16 protein-coding genes are annotated in these 17,070 nt (G+C 71.7%); 10 read left to right on the forward strand and 6 right to left on the reverse strand.

Annotation, left to right across the window (positions count from 1 at the left end):
• The 9 genes from RIF68_RS07340 to RIF68_RS07380 form a co-directional block, all read left to right on the forward strand.
• On the forward strand, positions 1-4,027 hold a 4,027-nt coding region (locus tag RIF68_RS07340), incomplete at its 5' end, for a DNA repair ATPase (RefSeq protein WP_309050319.1).
• A 21-nt stretch (positions 4,028-4,048) separates the two neighbouring features.
• Complete coding sequence (locus tag RIF68_RS07345; RefSeq protein ID WP_309050320.1) at positions 4,049-4,279, forward strand: hypothetical protein; 231 nt, start codon at positions 4,049-4,051, stop codon at positions 4,277-4,279.
• Between the two features lie 138 nt (positions 4,280-4,417).
• Positions 4,418-4,849, forward strand: a complete 432-nt coding sequence (locus RIF68_RS07350; protein WP_309050321.1) for an NfeD family protein — start codon at positions 4,418-4,420, stop codon at positions 4,847-4,849.
• 3 nt (positions 4,850-4,852) lie between these two features.
• Positions 4,853-5,902, forward strand: a complete 1,050-nt coding sequence (locus RIF68_RS07355) for an SPFH domain-containing protein (RefSeq protein WP_309050322.1) — start codon at positions 4,853-4,855, stop codon at positions 5,900-5,902.
• A 416-nt stretch (positions 5,903-6,318) separates the two neighbouring features.
• The gene (locus RIF68_RS07360; RefSeq protein WP_309050323.1) at positions 6,319-7,857 is read left to right on the forward strand and encodes an alanine/glycine:cation symporter family protein; all 1,539 of its coding nucleotides are present in this window, start codon (positions 6,319-6,321) and stop codon (positions 7,855-7,857) included.
• 229 nt (positions 7,858-8,086) lie between these two features.
• Positions 8,087-9,388: a Na+/H+ antiporter NhaA gene (nhaA, locus tag RIF68_RS07365; RefSeq protein ID WP_309050324.1), complete on the forward strand. Its 1,302-nt coding sequence runs from the start codon at positions 8,087-8,089 to the stop codon at positions 9,386-9,388.
• A complete protein-coding gene (locus RIF68_RS07370; RefSeq protein WP_309050325.1) occupies positions 9,385-9,651 on the forward strand; it encodes a hypothetical protein in 267 nt (88 codons plus the stop codon). The genes nhaA and RIF68_RS07370 overlap by 4 nt, the downstream gene beginning before the upstream one ends.
• A gap of 357 nt (positions 9,652-10,008) precedes the next feature.
• Positions 10,009-11,253, forward strand: a complete 1,245-nt coding sequence (locus RIF68_RS07375; protein ID WP_309050326.1) for a cation:proton antiporter — start codon at positions 10,009-10,011, stop codon at positions 11,251-11,253.
• 40 nt (positions 11,254-11,293) lie between these two features.
• Complete coding sequence (locus RIF68_RS07380; protein ID WP_309050327.1) at positions 11,294-11,710, forward strand: hypothetical protein; 417 nt, start codon at positions 11,294-11,296, stop codon at positions 11,708-11,710.
• A 347-nt stretch (positions 11,711-12,057) separates the two neighbouring features.
• Here RIF68_RS07380 and RIF68_RS07385 read toward each other — a convergent pair whose 3' ends face one another.
• From RIF68_RS07385 to RIF68_RS07400, 4 genes are all read right to left on the reverse strand, one after another.
• Complete coding sequence (locus RIF68_RS07385) at positions 12,058-12,666, reverse strand: DJ-1/PfpI family protein (RefSeq protein ID WP_309050328.1); 609 nt, start codon at positions 12,664-12,666, stop codon at positions 12,058-12,060.
• 83 nt (positions 12,667-12,749) lie between these two features.
• Entirely contained in the window at positions 12,750-13,010 is a 261-nt protein-coding gene (locus tag RIF68_RS07390; RefSeq protein ID WP_309050329.1) for a DJ-1/PfpI family protein, read from the reverse strand.
• Positions 13,011-13,531: 521 nt separating this feature from the next.
• On the reverse strand, positions 13,532-13,867 hold the full coding sequence (locus tag RIF68_RS07395; protein WP_309050334.1) for a helix-turn-helix domain-containing protein: 336 nt from the start codon (positions 13,865-13,867) through the stop codon (positions 13,532-13,534).
• 237 nt (positions 13,868-14,104) lie between these two features.
• Entirely contained in the window at positions 14,105-15,346 is a 1,242-nt protein-coding gene (locus RIF68_RS07400; RefSeq protein ID WP_309050330.1) for an FAD-dependent monooxygenase, read from the reverse strand.
• Between the two features lie 134 nt (positions 15,347-15,480).
• Between RIF68_RS07400 and RIF68_RS07405 the strand changes: the two genes are divergently transcribed.
• Positions 15,481-16,185 carry a TetR/AcrR family transcriptional regulator C-terminal domain-containing protein gene (locus RIF68_RS07405; RefSeq protein WP_309050331.1) on the forward strand — a complete coding sequence of 235 codons (705 nt, stop codon included), beginning with the start codon at positions 15,481-15,483 and terminating at the stop codon, positions 16,183-16,185.
• A 196-nt stretch (positions 16,186-16,381) separates the two neighbouring features.
• Here the strand turns inward: RIF68_RS07405 and RIF68_RS07410 are convergent, their stop codons facing one another.
• Positions 16,382-16,543 carry a hypothetical protein gene (locus RIF68_RS07410; protein ID WP_309050332.1) on the reverse strand — a complete coding sequence of 54 codons (162 nt, stop codon included), beginning with the start codon at positions 16,541-16,543 and terminating at the stop codon, positions 16,382-16,384.
• Positions 16,544-16,554: 11 nt separating this feature from the next.
• A complete protein-coding gene (locus tag RIF68_RS07415; RefSeq protein WP_309050333.1) occupies positions 16,555-16,851 on the reverse strand; it encodes a DUF6003 family protein in 297 nt (98 codons plus the stop codon).
• Positions 16,852-17,070: the final 219 nt, after the last annotated feature.

Here is a 17,070-nt window from a genome sequence, read left to right on the forward strand (position 1 = left end):
CACCGGCGCCGTGGTCCGCCTCGACGGGATCGGCCAGGCGTGCCTGCGGCTCCCCGACGACCGGGGTGTCGTGTTTCCGGGCGGCTACTGCCTCGCCGAAGGCACGGTGAAGACCTTCGACACGGACACCGAGGGACTGGAGTACGAGGATTCGGTCGCCTCACCGGACGGCGAGAACGTCCTGTACGCCTTCAGGGACCCGGATTCCGGACGCTCGCTCCTCCTGCCGTACAACCGGGTCCGGGAGGAGATCGACCGTCCCGTAACCGGCCGGGGGCACGCGCTGCTCGACGACGGAACCCTGGTCGTCCTGCGGGGGACCGGCACCGAGGCGGGCCGTGCCCATCCGGTGCAGTGGTGGCGCACTCCCTTCGCGGCCGACACCCACCTCGCGCCGGCCGGCACCGGGCCGCTCGCCCGGATCGGCAACGCCGACCTCGTCCGCGGAATCTCCGACTGCCTCGCGATCGCCCGGCAGGCCACCGGGACCACACCGAGCGCCGGCGTGTACGAAGCGCTGCTCGCCGCCTGTGACCGCGCCGCCGACACCCACCACTGGCTCGACGACCCGGAGACCGGTGACCTCGCCGGCCCGCTCGCGGCCCTCCGTACCACCGCCGAACAGGTACGCGCGGAGTTCGCCACCGTGGCCGCCCTCACCGGACGGGCCACCGATGCCCTCGCGGAGGCCGAGCGACGTCTCACCCGCCTCACCCGGCAGATCCGAGGGGAGGCCCCCGCGACCGCCACGCAATGGATCTCCCGCCTCACACAACTGCGCCGCGCGCAGGGTCACCTGCTGACCGTGAAGGAGCTGCGGTACGCCGACACGGACGCCGTCGACGCACTGGCACGGCGGGCCGAGGAGGACATCGCCGCCGCGACCCACCGGGCAGTCGCCTTCCTCCGGCGCGAGGACGCCTTCGCGGAGCAGGACGCCGAGGCCCGGCGGCTCGCCGCCGCCGCGGCCGCGGCGGACGGTGTGGCCGCGACCCGTGACCTCGCCGACCGGCTCGACGAGCACGTCCTCGGACTGCGCACCCTCAGCGAGGTCGTCGCCGGCCTCGACGTCGCCGACGCCACCGTGCGCACCTCCATCCTGGAGCGGGTCGCCGGCGTCCTCGGCAGCCTGAACCAGGCCCGTGCCGTCCTCGACGCCCGGCGCGTCGTACTCCTCGACCGGGAGGGGCGGGCCGCCTTCACCGCCGAATTCGCCCTCCTCACCGAGGCCGTCACGGGCGCCCTCGCCTCCGCCACCACGCCCGAGGAGTGCGACAGCCGGCTCGGCGGGCTCCTGGTGCAGCTGGAGAACCTCGAATCCCGCTTCGCCGACCACGACGGCTTCCTCGGCGAACTCGCCGAGAAGCGGACCGAGATCCACGACGCCTTCGCCGCACGCCGCCAGACCCTCGTCGACAGCCGCGCCCGCCGCGCCGAGCGCCTGGCCGAGTCCGCCGGCCGCATCCTCGAAGCGGTCACCCGGCGCGCGGCCGCCCTGGACAGCGCCGACGACGTCCACGCGTTCTTCGCCTCCGACCCCATGGTCACCAAGCTCCGGCGCGCCGCCGGTGAACTGCGTGCTCTGGGCGATCAGGTCCGCGCCGAGGAACTGGAGGGCAGGCTCACCGGCGCGCGCCAGGCGGCCGGCCGGGCCCTGCGCGACCGCACCGAGCTGTACGCCGACGGCGGGGACACCGTCCGCCTCGGACGGCACCGCTTCGCCGTCCAGCGGCAGTCACCCGAGCTCACCCTGGTCCCGTACGGGGACACCCTCGCCTTCGCGCTCACCGGGACCGACTACCGCCGCCCGGTCGTCGATCCCGCCTTCGAGGCCACCCGCCCGTACTGGGGCCGGACCCTGGCGTCGGAGTCCCCGCAGGTCTACCGCTCGGAGCATCTGGCCGCCCGCCTCCTCGCCGAGCACGGCGCCGACGCCCTGGCCTCCGTCGACCTGCCGCTCCTCGTACGGCGCGCCGCCGAGACCGCGTACGACGAGGGGTACGAGCGCGGCGTCCACGACCACGACGCGGCGGCGATCCTCGCCGCGGTGCTGCGTCTGCGCCGCGATGCCGGCACGCTCCGGCACCCGGCAGCCGCCCGGGCCACCGCCCAACTGTTCTGGGCGCACACCGCCACCGACGAGGACCGGGCCCGGTGGACCAGGCGCGCCGTCTCCCTCACCCGCGCCCGTGACCTCTTCGGGACCGCACCGGCCCTCGACGGCCTGTCCCGCGAACTCGCCGAGTGGACGGGCGACCTGCCGGCCGCCGCGTACCTGGTCGAGGAGCTGGCCACGGGTCCTTCCGGGTTCGCTCTCTCCGCGGAGGCGCGCACCCTCCTGGAGAAGTTCCGCGGGACCGTGGGCACCGGTGCGTACGACGAGGACCTCGACGCTCTGGCCGACCTCGCCGCCAGGCGGCAACTCGTCGAGGGCTGGCTCGGCTCCTTCGCCGCCGCGTCCGGCGAACCGGTACCGGACGGCGTTCTGGCCGAGGCGGCCGCCGTCGAACTGTGCCCCGGTCTCGTCCGCTACGACGTCGACGGCCCGACCGGCACCACCGTGACCGGTCTGCTCGGACGCCACCCGCGGGTCCGCGACGGGGCACTGGAGATCCGGCTGGACGAGTTCCTGCGGCGGACGGCGGAGTTCACCGCACGTGACGTCCCGGCCTTCCGGACGTACCAGCGGCTCCGCGGCGACCTCGTCGCCGCTGAACGCGCCCGTCTGCGCCTCGACGAGTACCGCCCCCGGGTCTCGCCCTCGTTCGTCCGCAACCGTCTCGTCGACGAGGTCTACCTGCCCCTCATCGGTGACAACCTCGCCCACCAGCTCGGCGCGGCGGGCGACGACAAGCGCGCTGACAGCCACGGCCTGCTCCTGCTGCTCTCTCCGCCCGGCTACGGCAAGACGACCCTGGTCGAGTACGTCGCCGACCGCCTCGGCCTGCTCCTGGTGAAGGTCGACGGCCCGGCCCTCGGCCGGGCCACCTCCTCCCTCGACCCGGCGGACGCCCCTGACGCGGCGGCCCGGCGCGAGCTGGAGAAGATCACCTTCGCTCTGGAGGCGGGCAACAACGTGCTGCTGTACGTGGACGACATCCAGCACTGCTCCACCGAGTTCCTCCAGAAGTTCATCCCCCTCTGCGACGGCACGCGCAGCCTCGCCGGGCACGACCTGCGGGGCAAGCGCTTCGCCGTCTGCATGGCCGGCAACCCCTACACCGAGTCCGGCCGCCGCTTCCGCGTTCCCGACATGCTGGCCAACCGCGCCGACGTGTGGAACCTCGGCGACGTCCTCACCGGCAAGGAGGACGCCTTCGCCTTCAGCTTCGTCGAGAACGCCCTCACCTCCCACCACGTCCTCGCCCCGCTCGCCGGCCGCGAGCGCTCCGACCTGGAGCTCCTGATCCGGCTGGCAGCCGGCGACCCGACAGCTCGCCGCGACCGACTCACGCACCCCTACCCCCCGGCCGAACTCGACCAGGTCCTCGCCGTCCTCCGCCACCTCCTCACCGCACGCGAGACCGTCCTCGCCGTCAACGAGGCCTACATCGCCTCCGCCGCGACCGCCGACGAGGCGCGAACCGAACCGCCGTTCCGGCTGCAGGGCTCGTACCGCACCATGAACAAGATCGCCGCCCGCATCTCGCCCGCCATGAACGACGCCGAACTCGCCGCCGTCATCGACGACCACTACCTCGCCGAGGCCCAGACCCTCACCACCGAAGCCGAGGCCAACCTCCTCAAGCTCGCCGCACTCCGCGGCACTCTCACCCCGGCACTGGCAGCCCGCTGGAACGAGATCACCGCCGCTCACATCCGTACCCGGGCCCTCGGCGACTCCGCCGACGATCCCCTCGCCCGGGCGGTCGCCGCTCTCGGCCTGCTCGCCGACCGCATCACCGCCGTCGAGACGGCGATCACCCGCGCGGCGGACCCCCGCCACCTCCACGCCCGCCCGGCCGGGCGGCACGCAGCAATCGCCGACGCCGACGCCGTACCCGCTTCCGACCACCACCGGCGCTGACGAGGGAAGGGCGGCGATCACATGGCCAGGCCTCTGCACGCGGCGATCGGAGAGCACCCGGTCCTCTGCCTGATGTGCGACAACGACACGTTCCGCGAGCGGGAGGTGCTGCTGAACAGTACGGGGATGGGGCTCTTCAACATGGCGTGGGCGAACGAGTCGGCCACCGGCTTGATCTGCCGGTCGTGCGGATACGTCCATCTCTCCGTCAACCGCGACCTGAGGACGTACCGACAGAAGCGGGAGCATTGAGGCCCGTCTGCCGGTCCGGGCGCGCTCGGAACAGGCCGACAAGGCTCTCTGAGCGTGCCACCTCGTAAAAAGGGGTAAAACAGGCAATAGGTGCTCCTCTTCGGTCCTTCACGGAGTCGCACCTGTTGGGAGAGTGCCATGGACCCGTGGCTGGTCTGGCTGACCGCCGCAGGAGTGCTGGCGGTGGCGGAGATCCTCACCCTCACTGCCGCCCTCGGTCTCCTCGGCGTCGCCGCGGCCGTCACGGCGGGAGCCGCCGCCCTCGGGCTCTCGCCACCCCTGCAGCTCGTGGTCTTCGCCGCTCTGGCCGCGACCGGCTTGTTGTTCGTGCGCCCCCTCGCCGCGCGCCATCTGCTCAAGGCGCAGACGGAGCGATTCGGTGTGGACGCGCTGGTGGGCCGCTCCGCCCACGTCGTGTCGGAGGTGACGGGCCTGGGCGGCAGGGTGCGCATCGGGGGCGAGGAGTGGACGGCCCGCGCCTACGACGAGACGCTGGTGATACCTCCGGGGGCGACCGTCGACGTCATGGAGATCGACGGCGCCACCGCCGTCGTCTATCCCCGGGAGTGAGTCATGGACGTGCCGGGAGTGCTCATAGCCGGTCTGATCCTCGCGGCGCTCGCCGTGTTCACCGTGGTGCGGGCGGTACGCATCGTGCCGCAGGCGCGAGCCCGCAACGTCGAACGCCTCGGCCGCTACCGGCGCACCCTGAGGCCGGGCCTCAATCTCGTCATCCCCTATGTCGACCGCGTCTACCCGATGATCGACCTGAGGGAGCAAGTGGTCTCCTTCAAGCCCCAGCCGGTCATCACCGAGGACAATCTCGTCGTCGAGATCGACACCGTGCTGTACTTCCAGGTCACCGATCCACGAGCGGCCGCCTACGAGATCGCCGACTTCCTCCAGGGTGTGGAACAGCTCACCGTCACCACCCTGCGCAACGTTGTGGGCTCCATGGACCTGGAGAAGACCCTGACCTCCCGGGACACCATCAACAACCAGCTCCGTGGTGTGCTCGACGAGGCGACCGGCAAGTGGGGGCTGAGGGTCAACCGGGTGGAGATCAAGGCCATCGACCCTCCGCAGTCCATCAAGGACGCGATGGAGAAGCAGATGCGCGCGGAGCGGGACAAGCGGGCGGCGATCCTGGGAGCGGAGGGGCAGCGCCAGTCGCAGATCCTCACCGCCGAGGGGGACAAGCAGGCCGCCGTGCTCCGGGCGGAGGGCAACCGCACCGCCGAGATCCTCAAGGCCGAGGGGCAGTCCCGAGCAGTCGACGAGGTCTTCCAGGCCGTCCACCGCAACGACCCCGACCCCAAGCTCCTCGCCTACCAGTACATGCAGATGCTGCCCCAGCTCGCCCAGGGCGCGGGCAGCACCTTCTGGGTGATCCCCAGCGAGGTCACCTCCGCGCTCCAAGGGGTGTCCCGCGCCTTCAACGAGGTGTTGCCTCCTTCTCCGGCCGTCCGGGATGCGCCCGCGGAGGGCAGGGCCGCCACCCAGGCGGCCGAAGACGCGGCCCAGGCCGCTGAGGCCGCCGCCGAAGCACTCGCCGACGCGGCCGAGGCCGACACATCCTCCACCGCTCGCCCTCATGAGCCGCAGGCGCCAGAGGGCAGCTAGGGGACGGCCGGTCGAGCTCCTGTCCTGGCCGGTGAGCCTCGACGGGCGACAGGAGCGTTCCACCACGAGCTCCTGACCTGGGGAAATAAGTGCACGGTGAACGGATAGGTCTGTCCGGATAACGGTCGTGTCACGCCTCCTGCGCTTTTCGTAGATCACCGTGAGTAAGGTGACGTGCGTCACGTGACGAGGGTGGGTTGCCGTGGTAGGAATGCGCAACTCCGCAGGTGGCACCACCCCTCGCCACCTCCTGGAGGGCCGGTGCATTCCCGGCCGTGCTCGACCTGGTGATCACTGTCCGAGTCCGCGGACGGCTCACCTCCGGTCGCCGAACGGACAACGGCGTTCGCTCAAAGCCCGCACCCGTCACCGGCGCAGCCTCCCGCGCGCCGGTCCTGCGCCATTGAGGTCCCCCCGTGTCACTCGACTCCTTCACCCAGTCCGTCGACAAGGCGGTCAGCGGATTCTTCGAGCCCATAGCCACCTGGCTCGGCGAGGTCGTCTTCTACTCCGTGCCCGTCGGCGGCACGGAGCTTCCGCTCATCGTCGCCTGGCTCGTCGTCGCCGGTCTCGTGTTCACCGTCTGGTTCGGCTTCGTGCAGCTGCGGAAGTTCCGCCTGGCGATCGACGTGGTCCGCGGCAAGTACGACGAGAAGGGGTCGACGGGAGAGGTCAACCACTTCCAGGCCCTCACCGCCGCCGTCTCCGGCACCGTCGGCCTCGGCAACATCGCCGGCGTGGCCGTCGCCGTCTCCATCGGCGGCCCCGGTGCCACCTTCTGGATGATCCTCTGCGGCCTGCTCGGCATGGCCACCAAATTCGTAGAGGTCACGCTCGGCGTGAAGTACCGCGAGGTGCACGCCGACGGCACCGTCTCCGGCGGCCCCATGCACTACCTCCCCAAGGGCCTCGCGGACCGCTTCGGCAAGAACGGCAGGACCCTCGGCAAGGTCCTCGCCGTCCTGGCCTCCTTCATGGTCCTGTTCTTCGGCCTGTTCGGCGGCAACCTCTTCCAGGTCAACCAGTCCTACGCCCAGCTCGTCTCCGTCACCGGCGGCGAGACCGGCCTGATGGGCTCCTCGGCCGGTGCCCTGTTCTTCGGCATCCTGATCGCGGCCCTCGTCGGCGTCGTCCTCCTCGGCGGCATCCGCTCCATCGCCTCCGTGACGAGCCGGCTCGTCCCGGCCATGGCCGGCATCTACATCGCCGCCTGCCTCGTCGTCATCGCCGTGAACGTCACCGCCGTGCCTTCCGCGGTCTCCACGATCATCGAAGGGGCCTTCAACCCGCAGGGCGTCGCGGGCGGTGTCCTCGGAGCGCTGATCATCGGCTTCAAGCGAGCCGCGTTCTCCAACGAGGCCGGTCTCGGCTCCGCCCCGATCGCCCACTCCGCGGTCAAGACCAAGCACCCCGCCAGCGAGGGGCTCGTCGCCCTCCTGGAGCCCTTCATCGACACTGTCGTCATCTGCACGATGACCGCGCTGACCATCGTCATCGCCAACCCGGCCAGCTACGTCGAGGTCCGCAAGGGCGGTGAGTCCATCGGCGGCGTCACCATCACCTCCGACGCCTTCGCCACCGTCCTGCCCTGGTTCCCCTACATCCTGACCCTCGCGGTCATGCTGTTCGCGATCTCCACCGTGCTGACCTGGGGTTACTACTGCATGAAGGCCTGGACGCACCTGTTCGGCCGCAGCCGTGTCAGCGAGCTCACGTTCAAGGTCCTGTACACGGTCTTCGCGGTCGCCGGTTCCCTGCTCACCCTGCAGACCCTGATCGACATGGCCGACGCGGTGCTCTTCACGCTCGCCGTCATCAACATCATCGGCCTCTACCTCCTCGCCCCCGTCGTCAAGCGCGAGCTCAACTCCTTCCTCGCCTTCGTCAAGCGCCGTGACGCCGGACTCGACACGGACGAGGACACCGACCAGGAGCCGGTGAGGACCACCGTCTGACCGCCCCGGCGGCCCGGCTCCCGAAGGACCCTGCTCGCACCTCGCGCCTTGGTGCGGGACAGGGTCCTTCACCCTGTTCCAGCTGGTGAGAGACGCCTGGTGAGACTCCCGAACGCCCGATAGGGTGTGAAGAACGCATCAAGAACGACGATGCTGGTGTGCCGGGAAGTCTGGTCGGCGTCCGAGGGCCTGTGCGCCCGTCCGCCGACATGCCCCGGAGGGTCCCCCCATGACTCAGGCACGCCCCCGCAAGACCGTCTTCGGACTCCTTCCCTGGCCGGAACGCCAGGCGATCGCCCAGGCCCTGCGTACGGAAACCGTGGGAGGCCTCGTGCTCCTCGCGGCCGCCCTGGTGGCCCTGGTCTGGGCGAACAGTCCGTGGAGCGGCGCCTACGAGGCCGTACGGGACTTCCACTTCGGGATACCCGCCCTCGGGTTGGACCTCTCGGTGGGCCACTGGACCGCCGACGGGCTCCTGGCGGTCTTCTTCCTGGTCGCCGGCATCGAGCTGAAACGCGAACTGGTCGTCGGTGAACTGCGTACCCCCGCCACCGCCGCGCTGCCCGTCGTCGCGGCCCTGTGCGGCATGGCCGTACCCGCCGCCCTCTACATCCTGACCGCCGCGGCGGGCGGTGGGAGTCTCGGCGGCTGGGCCGTGCCCATGGCCACCGACATCGCCTTCGCCCTCGCCGTCCTCGCGGTCATCAGCACCCACCTGCCCTCGGCGTTCCGGGCGTTCCTGCTCACCCTTGCCGTCGTCGACGACCTCGGTGCCATCCTCATCATCGCCGTCTTCTTCTCCAGCGACCTCAACTTCTGGGCGCTCGGAGGGGCCGTCGGCGGCCTCGTCCTCTTCTACGTGCTCCAGCGCTTCCGAGTCCGTGGCTGGTGGTGGTACGTGCCGCTCGGTGTCGCATCCTGGGCCCTGATGTACAACTCCGGGGTCCATGCCACCGTCGCCGGCGTCGCCATGGGGCTCATCCTGCGCACCACGCGGGACAAGGGAGAAGCGGCGTCGCCGGGGGCACGCGTGGCCCACCTCGTCCATCCCCTCTCGGCGGGCGTCGCCGTTCCCCTCTTCGCTCTGTTCGCCGCGGGCGTCAGTGTCTCCGGCACCGCGCTCGGCCATGTGTTCACCGACCCCGAGCCCCTCGCCGTCGTCATCGGTCTGGTCGTGGGCAAGATCCTCGGCATCTTCCTCGGCACCTACCTCGCCGCCCGCTTCACCCGCGCCCAGCTCAACCCCGACCTCGCCTGGGCCGACGTCCTCGGCCTCGCCACCCTCGCCGGCATCGGCTTCACCGTCGCCCTTTTGATCGGCGAACTCGCCTTCCCCGAACCCGCCGAAGCCGAACACGTCAAGGCCGCCGTCCTCGTCGGCTCCCTGATCGCCGCGGCGCTCGCGGCGGTCCTCCTCCTGCGCCGCAACCACCTGTACAAGCGGCTGTGGGAGGAGGAGAACCTCGACGAGGACGCCGACGGCATTCCCGACATCCATCAGACCGGCGCCCGGTCGGGCGGAGCGCGTTGACGGGGGAGGACCCGGGGCCGGCCCTGCTCGGCGTGACCGTGGTCCTCGCGCTCCTCGTCATCCGCACGGGGGCCCGTGAGCTCAGGACCCCCGGCAGCGCTCGCCAGGAGTGGACGTTTCTGCGGGATCGGCGGGGACTGCTCACCTTCCTGGTGACGACATCGGTCCTCTCCGCCGTGACCTGGACGGTCTCCGGCCCGGCGCACCTGCCCTGGGCCGCCCTGGCAGCGCTTCTCGCGACCCGTGTCCTGTCCGGGAGGTGACGGTGACCAGGACCTGTCGGGACGTTGTGCCGCATGCGGCTGTCCGACCGTGTCGATGCCTGACAGACGGTCGTCCGGGCCCATCCCGCGCACGAACACGCCCGTCGGAGCCGAGGGGCACTCCCGGCGTATCCGGCTCGGAGACTACGCCTGGCCCTGGGCGGCACCGCTTGCCCGCGATCAAGCGTAAGTAACGGAACCTTGCCGAAAGTCGGCAATCAAGAGTGCCGGTGGGTGCGCGTCAAGGACCTGTCAACGCCGCATAAGGAGGGTGTAAGGTCCGTTGCGGTGTGCCGGGAAGTCTGGTCGGCGAACAAGGGACGCGTGTCTTCTTCTGCCGATCGGGGGACTTCCGCCATGGTGCTTGTCGCCGTTTTCGGGGCCGCGCTGCTCGTCGCGGTCCTGCTGTCCGGGCTCGCCGCTCGTACCGTCCTGTCCACCTCACTTCTGTTTCTGGTCGGCGGCGCGCTGGTCAGTGACGGGTTCCTCGGGCTGATCCACATCTCGCCGGAGAGCGAGATCGTGTCGGTCACGGCCGACCTGGCGCTGTTCGCGGTGCTGTTCACGGACGGCACGCACGTCTCCTTCGGCAAGCTGCGCGCCAACTGGCGCGACCCCGCCCGGGCCCTCGGTCTCGGCATGCCACTCGCCTGCGTGGGCATGGCGCTGATCACGCACTACCTCGTCGGTCTGGACTGGACGACCTCCTTCCTGGTCGGCGCGGTACTCGCGCCCACCGACCCGGTGTTCGCCTCCGCGATCGTGGGACGCAAGGAGGTACCCGCGCGACTGCGCGAGCTGCTGAACGTCGAGAGCGGCATCAACGACGGCCTCGCTCTCCCCGTCGTCCTCGTCCTCATCGCGGCCGCCGGCCCGACGGCGGCCGGAGCCGAGGCGTCGTACGGGAGCATCGCCCTGGAGCTCGGCCTCGGGCTGGCCTTCGGAGTCCTCCTCCCGCTGCTCGTCAACGGGCTCGTCCGGTTCCGGCTGCTCGGCGCGGAGCCCAAGCTCCAACCTCTGCTGCCGCTGGCCACCGGCGTCATCCTGTACGCCGCCTGCCACCTCACGCACGCGAACCCCTACCTGGCCGCCTTTTCCGCGGGTGCGGTGCTCGTCGCCGTCTCACCCGAGTCGCAGAAGGCGTTCGAGCCGCTGGGGGAGTCGCTGGCCGAACTCGCCAAGTTCGCCGCCCTGCTCGTCTTCGGTGCGCTGTTGACCCCGCAGCTCTTCGGTGACCTGTCCGTCGGCGGGTACGTGGCAGTCGTGCTGGCGATCGTGCTCATCCGGCCCATGTCGCTGCTGCTGTCGCTGTGGGGGGCGAGGATCTCCCGCCGGGAGAAGCTGGTCGCGGCGTGGTTCGGCCCGAAGGGCTTCGCCTCGGTCGTCTACGGACTGCTCGTCCTCCAGGCCGGCATCCCGCAGGGCCAGGAGGCGTACACGCTGATCGCTGTCTGTATCGCGTTCTCGATCATCGCCCACAGCAGCACCGACGTCCCCATCGCCCGCCTCTTCCACGTCGACGACCTTGTCGGCGCCGGCGGTGATCATTCGCCCCGCGGCATCCCCCGGACGGCCGAGGCACTTCCGCATGCGCGCCCGTGACCTCGCCCGGGCTTGTGCCCGGCTTCCGGCGGACGCCACCTTGCGGGAGGCATCTGCCCTTCTGCTGTGGCAGCGGCCTGCGGTGCTCGTCGTGGTCAGCGAGGACGGGCACCCTTTGGCCGTCGTCACCGCGGCGCGGATTCTGACAGCCGCGCTGCCCGCGTCGGTGGTCGAGGACCCGCTCCTCGCCGCCGTCGGGGGCGGATCGCTCGACGACGCCATACGGGCCCGGGCGGCGTCTCTGCGGCTCGCCGACCTCCTGCCCGAGCGCCCTCTCCTGCCGCCTGTGGTGAGTCCCGACGCGACACCCGTCCACATGGCCGCGCTCATGGAGCGCACCGGCAGTCCAGAGGTGCTGGTCGTCGCGTACGAAGACCAGCCGCAGGTGCTCGGCACCGTCGATGCTGCCCGCCTGCTCCACTACTACTTTCCTGGGCGACATGAACTTCCGGCATGACCTCCACGCGGCTCCGTGCCGTACTTCGCGGAGCAGCGGCTCTGTCGAGGCGATCTCGAGGGTGCGCGTCGACGGTAGGGAGCCAGCACGTGAACGAGGAACCCGTCTTCGTCCGGAGCAGGTGGGGGACCGCCCGGTACGTGTACAACCACCGCGACCCGGTCGGGCTCGCGCTGATCATCCTCACACCGCTCGTCGCGCTCGGAGTGCTGTACGGCATGGGGGCTGAGAACACGGGCCGAATACGGTCGCGAGGCCGGCGGCGCCGAGGGCGGTCGCGGTGCGCAGCAGGGTACGTCGGTTCACGCGGTTCTCCAGGTGTTCGTCGTCGACGCGGGTCGGAGTGGTCAGGGAGCCAGCGGTTCGTCCGCGAGGTAGGGCGGGGCGGGGTCGTACTGGATCTCCCGGCGCACCGCCCGGGCGTGCTCGCGGCCGTGCAGGCGTCCCACGAGCCACAGCGCGCTGTCGATGCCCGCGGACACTCCCTGGCTGGTCAGCAGTCGGCCGTCCACGACGTACCGGGCGTCGGAGACGACGGTGACGTCACCGCGGGCCCTCAACGCCTCCTCGTACTGCCAGTGGGTGGCGACCCGGCGGCCGCGGGCCGGCCCTGCGGCGTGCAGGAGGAAGGCGCCGGTGCAGACGCCGACGACCCACTCGACCCGCGCGGCCTGAGCGCCGATCCATGTGGTGACGCGCGGGTTGTGCGGTTCGGTCTCACGGGCGCCGGATCCGCCGGGGACCAGCAGCACGTCGATCGGAGGGTGGTCGTCCAGGGTGTGGTCCGGCAGGACGCGCATCCCCTTGGCGCAGCGGACGGGTCCGGGGCGTTCGGCGAGGAGCAGCGCGCGGTCCGCCCCTTCCCGCAGGGCGGCGGAGGTGGTGAAGACCTCCCAGGGGCCGGCGAAGTCGAGTTCCTCGGCGGTGTCGAAGAGGAGGATGCCGTAGGTGGTCATGGCAAGCCGTTCGTGTCGGGTGCGGTGCGTACCACAAGAGGGATGCGGGGGAGGGGTGATGGTGTGACGGGACGCGGCGCCGGTCAGGCGGTGTTCACGGTGCCCCGGCGCTGGTACTCGAGGACTTCCTCGGCGAACAGGGCCGTGTCGGGTCCGAGGAACCGCTCGATCTGCCAGATTCCCAGGTCGATGCCCGAGGTGACCTCTCCGCAGGTGACGAGGTCGCCGTCGCAGACGATCCGGCCGCCGACCACGAGACGGCTCTGGGCCCGAAGCTCCTCCCGGGCGATGTGGTGGGTGGTGCAGCGGCGTCCGGCCGTCAGGCCGGTGGCGGACAGCAGCATGGTGCCCGTGCACACCGCGCCCAGGACGAGGCCGTCCCGCAGGGCGGCCGCGAGTGCCCGGGGCAGGATGCCGCGCTGATCTCCCGCTGGAGGCCGGAGCCCCCTCGCCGTAGCCTCCGCCGGGGACGACGATCACGTCGGCAAAACGCGGCGACCAGACGTCCCGGCAGACGACCTCCATACCGGAGGAGGTCGTCACCCGGCGCGTTCCGTCCGCCGTGACGAAGGACTGCGCGTCGTGTTCCTCGCCAATGATGCCGAACACCTCGATGTGGTCGGCGAAGTCCTGTTCCTCCACCCCGTCGTCGAGGACGGTGTGGACGCGCAGAGGGCGCGGGGGCCGCGGGCGTACGGACGGAGAAGGCATGAAAGGGCCTCCGCGAAGAGCTGGGGGGACGTGTGCCCCGCAGACCGGGCCGCGAGGCGGGAACGCGCTCAGTCTTCCGGCGGCCGCTCCCCGGCGACACCGGCACGAGTGCCCCTGGTGCGCAAGATACGGCCAGCCCGGAGCCTGGGCCCCATCAGCGGCGCAAAGCGGACCTGTACGACGGCGTCGTGCCGACCTGCCGGACGAAGTGATGGCGGAGTGTCTCGACCGCCCCGAACCCGGTGGCCTCCGCGACCCGCGCCAAGGGCAGCTCCGTCGTCTCCAGGAGCTCCCTGGCGCGCTCGACGCGCTGCGTCAGCAGCCAGCGCAGCGGCCTCGTGCCCGTTTGGGCGCGGAAATGCCGCGTCAGACTGCGCCGGCTCATCATCGCGTGCGCCGCGATGTCGGCCAGGGACAACGGCTCACCCAACTTGTGGCGCACCCACACTTGCAGCGTCTCGCCGAGGTCAGCGGAGTCGGTCCCGAGCATCACCAGCACGCGCGCCGCTCGCGGCGGCGGCGGCGCCGTGGTCCTGACGGACCAGGTGGAGGCACCAGTCCGTGGCGATGCCGGCTGTCGTCCCGACTCGAAAGAGTCGCAGATCAGGGGGCCGTTTCAGAGTGATCTGAAACGGCCCCTTGATCGTTTCTGGGGACCGCTGGGAGACCCGCCCGCCTTGACCGGGTCGGAGGGCCGCGGCGGCCGGACCGGGGAGCGGCCCGTAGGTCACCGCCGGCGGTGTACCGCCCGAGGGCCGACCCGTTCGCCCACGGCGCCGATCGCGGCGGCGTCGGACGGTTCGGCCGCGTAGTCAGGCAGGTCGACACTGCTGACCTGCTTGCCCAGCTCCAGCATCCTGGCGAGGATCCAGCGCCGGTTCAGCAGCCCGTTGCGCACCCGCAGCCCCGTCGCGGTACGAGGTGCCAGGAAGGGGCCGGTGCGGTCGCCGCCCTCCTGGCAGCCCTGGGCGTAGTCGCGCAGGATGTGCTCGTAGCGGGTGAAGGCGGTGCGGTGGTCGCCGCGGGCCCGGGCCAGCTCGCCGGCCAGGACGTACGCCGCCACCACGGCGGTGCCGGTGCCCATCCCGCCGATGGTGGCCCCGCAGGCGGCGTCGCCCAGCAGGGCGATCCGACCGGTGGACCAGGTGGGCACGTCGGCCCGGCTGATCGAGTCGAAGTACAGCTCGGGGGCCCGCCTCAGGCTCTCCAGCAGCCTGGGCACCTCCCAGCCGAGGCCGGCGAAGGCCTCCTGGACCAGCGCCTTCTGCTGCGCCGCGTCGTGGCGGTCGTAACGGAGCTCGGGCGAGGCGAAGACGAAGAAGGCACCCGCCCGAGTCGGGTCACGGTGGTCGGCCCCCACGGCGGCGAGTCGGCCGGGGACGTTGAGGCCGACGGAACCGGGAGGCAGGCCCAGGTCGTTGGGCAGCTGCCAGGTGGCCGCGTAGTAGCCGAGGTGGCGGACGTGACGTGCCTCCGGGCCGAAGGCGAGCCGACGGACGTGGGAGTGCAGGCCGTCGGCGCCGATCACCAGGTCGAACTCGCGTGGCGCGCCGTTCCGGAAGGCCACCCGGACGCCGGTGGGTGTCTCCTCCAGGGCGGTGATGGTGTCGCCGAAGAGGTACTCGGTGTGCGGGAGGCTGCGCCGGTGCAGTACCCGGGCGAGTTCCCCGCGCGGGATCTCGAGGTCCCCGCCCGCGAAGTCGGCGGGCAGGCTGAGGAGTTCACGGCCGCGCTGGTCGACGAAGGTGATCGGGCTGCCGCCGGTGTCGAGGGTCCGCAGCTCGTCGAGCACGCCCATCCGCTCCAGCACGGTCAGGTGGGTCTCCCCGCGGAAGTCGACCGCCTGACCACCGCCGCGCAGAGCGGGGGCCAGCTCGACGACGGTGGTCTCGAAGCCGTACCGCCCCAGCCAGTGGGCCAGTGCCGGGCCGGCGATGCTCGCGCCCGAGATCAGGACCTTCGTGCTCACGTGAACCACTCCATCCGGACTGCCGAATTAACTGTGTCCATGGGACGCTATTTAGTTCTGTGTACGGTAGACGCAGTGGGGCTGTCCCGCAAGGGCGGCCCGGACACGAGGCGGAACACGAGACGGGGAGGGAAATGGGCGGGGAAGCGAACGAGGGCGTACGGCTGCTCTGGGAGCCGCCCGCCAAGCCGTCCCGGGGGCCGAAGCCCGCGCTGAGCCTGGAGCGGATCGCGGCGGCGGGCGTCGAGATCGCGGATGCCGAGGGCCTCGGCGCCGTCTCGATGCAGAAGGTCGCCGGCCTGCTCGACTTCACCAAGATGTCGCTCTACCGCTATGTGCCCGGTAAGGCGGAACTGGTCGCGCTCATGGTGGAGGCCGCGGTCGGCGAACCGCCGCCGGCCGTGGACAGGCCCGGCTGGCGCGAACAACTGAAGGACTGGGCGCGGCAGCTGGCGCGGTTGTTCACCGAGCACCCGTGGCTGCTCGACGCCACTGTCGGACCACGGGTGATGGGCCCCAAGGAACTCGGCTGGCTGGAGCGGGTGGTCGCGGCCCTGGACGGCCACGGGCTGACCGGACCCGAGCGGATGGACGCCGCGGTGCTGCTGGCCGGCCACGTCCGCGGCATCGCCGAGCAGGCCCGCGCGGCCCGGCCGGACGGCTCGCCCGAAACGGAGCTCCTGGCCGTCCTCGGCCCTCTGGTGCGCCGGCACGCCGACCGGTTCCCCGCGCTCGCCGCGGCCATGTCCGCACAGGACGGCCGGGACCAGGCGCTGGACTTCGGCCTGGAGCGGATCCTCGACGGTCTGGAGGCCCTGATCGCCCGCCGCACCGGGTGACGCGCGCGAGTCCGGCCGCGACTCCTCGGACCACGCGGGCCTGACGGGTGAGGTCCGAGCCGTGGGGCCTCCCGTGGAAGGAAGGCCCCACGGCTCAGGTCGCGAGCCGACTCACGACCCGCGGAGCCAGGGCCGGGTCACCCGGGCGGAAACACCGGCGTCCGCAACCGCCGCCGGGCAGTGGTCGGCGCCACGCTCACTTCTCCGAACCCGGGCCTGACGCCCCCTCGTCCTCGTTGTCCGCCCGGGTGGGTCGGGGCAGGGGGATGCGGGTCTGTCCTTCGATCGGTGCGGGGGTGCGCTCGCCGAGCCGGTCCTCCAACTGGCGGAGCCTCGTACGCGTCTCCTCGGGCGTCATGTCTCCCCCCGTCACCGCTGCCGCGGACCGGGAAGCGACGGACGGCCCTGCCCCGGCGCGCGGCGCGGCCGGTTCAGCTCCTCGTCGCCCGACGGGACGGGCGGATCGCCCGCCCCGTCGGGGACGGCGCCCGCCCCCTCCGGCGGCAGCAGCCGGACGCCCGGCGAGACGACCGTGGCACCGAGCGCGTCGAGCCGGGCGCGCACGGCGGGCGCCTTCGGGCGCGCCGGGTCTCCCGCACCGGTGGCGGAGGCGCCCGGCGGGGCCGCCGGATCGTCCACGAGGAACAGGTGGGCGTCGTCGGTCATGCTCGTCTCCTTCGCGGACGCGATGGTCGTGTGCCGTCCTCGCCTACCCCCTCCGGCGCGAGCCACCACGGCTCCCGTCACTCTCGCCCCCGGCGGGACGGCGCCGCGCACGCCGCCGTCCCGCCCGGCATCCGGTGCCGGTTGCCCGCCACCTGCCGGTGGACGGCGTGGGCGCCCCACCGCCCCGGCGGCAGCGCCCCAGCCCCGGCCGCGCGCGCG

It is taken from the genome of Streptomyces sp. (genome assembly GCF_031178505.1).
Classification (GTDB): Bacteria; Actinomycetota; Actinomycetes; order Streptomycetales; family Streptomycetaceae; genus Streptomyces; species Streptomyces gulbargensis.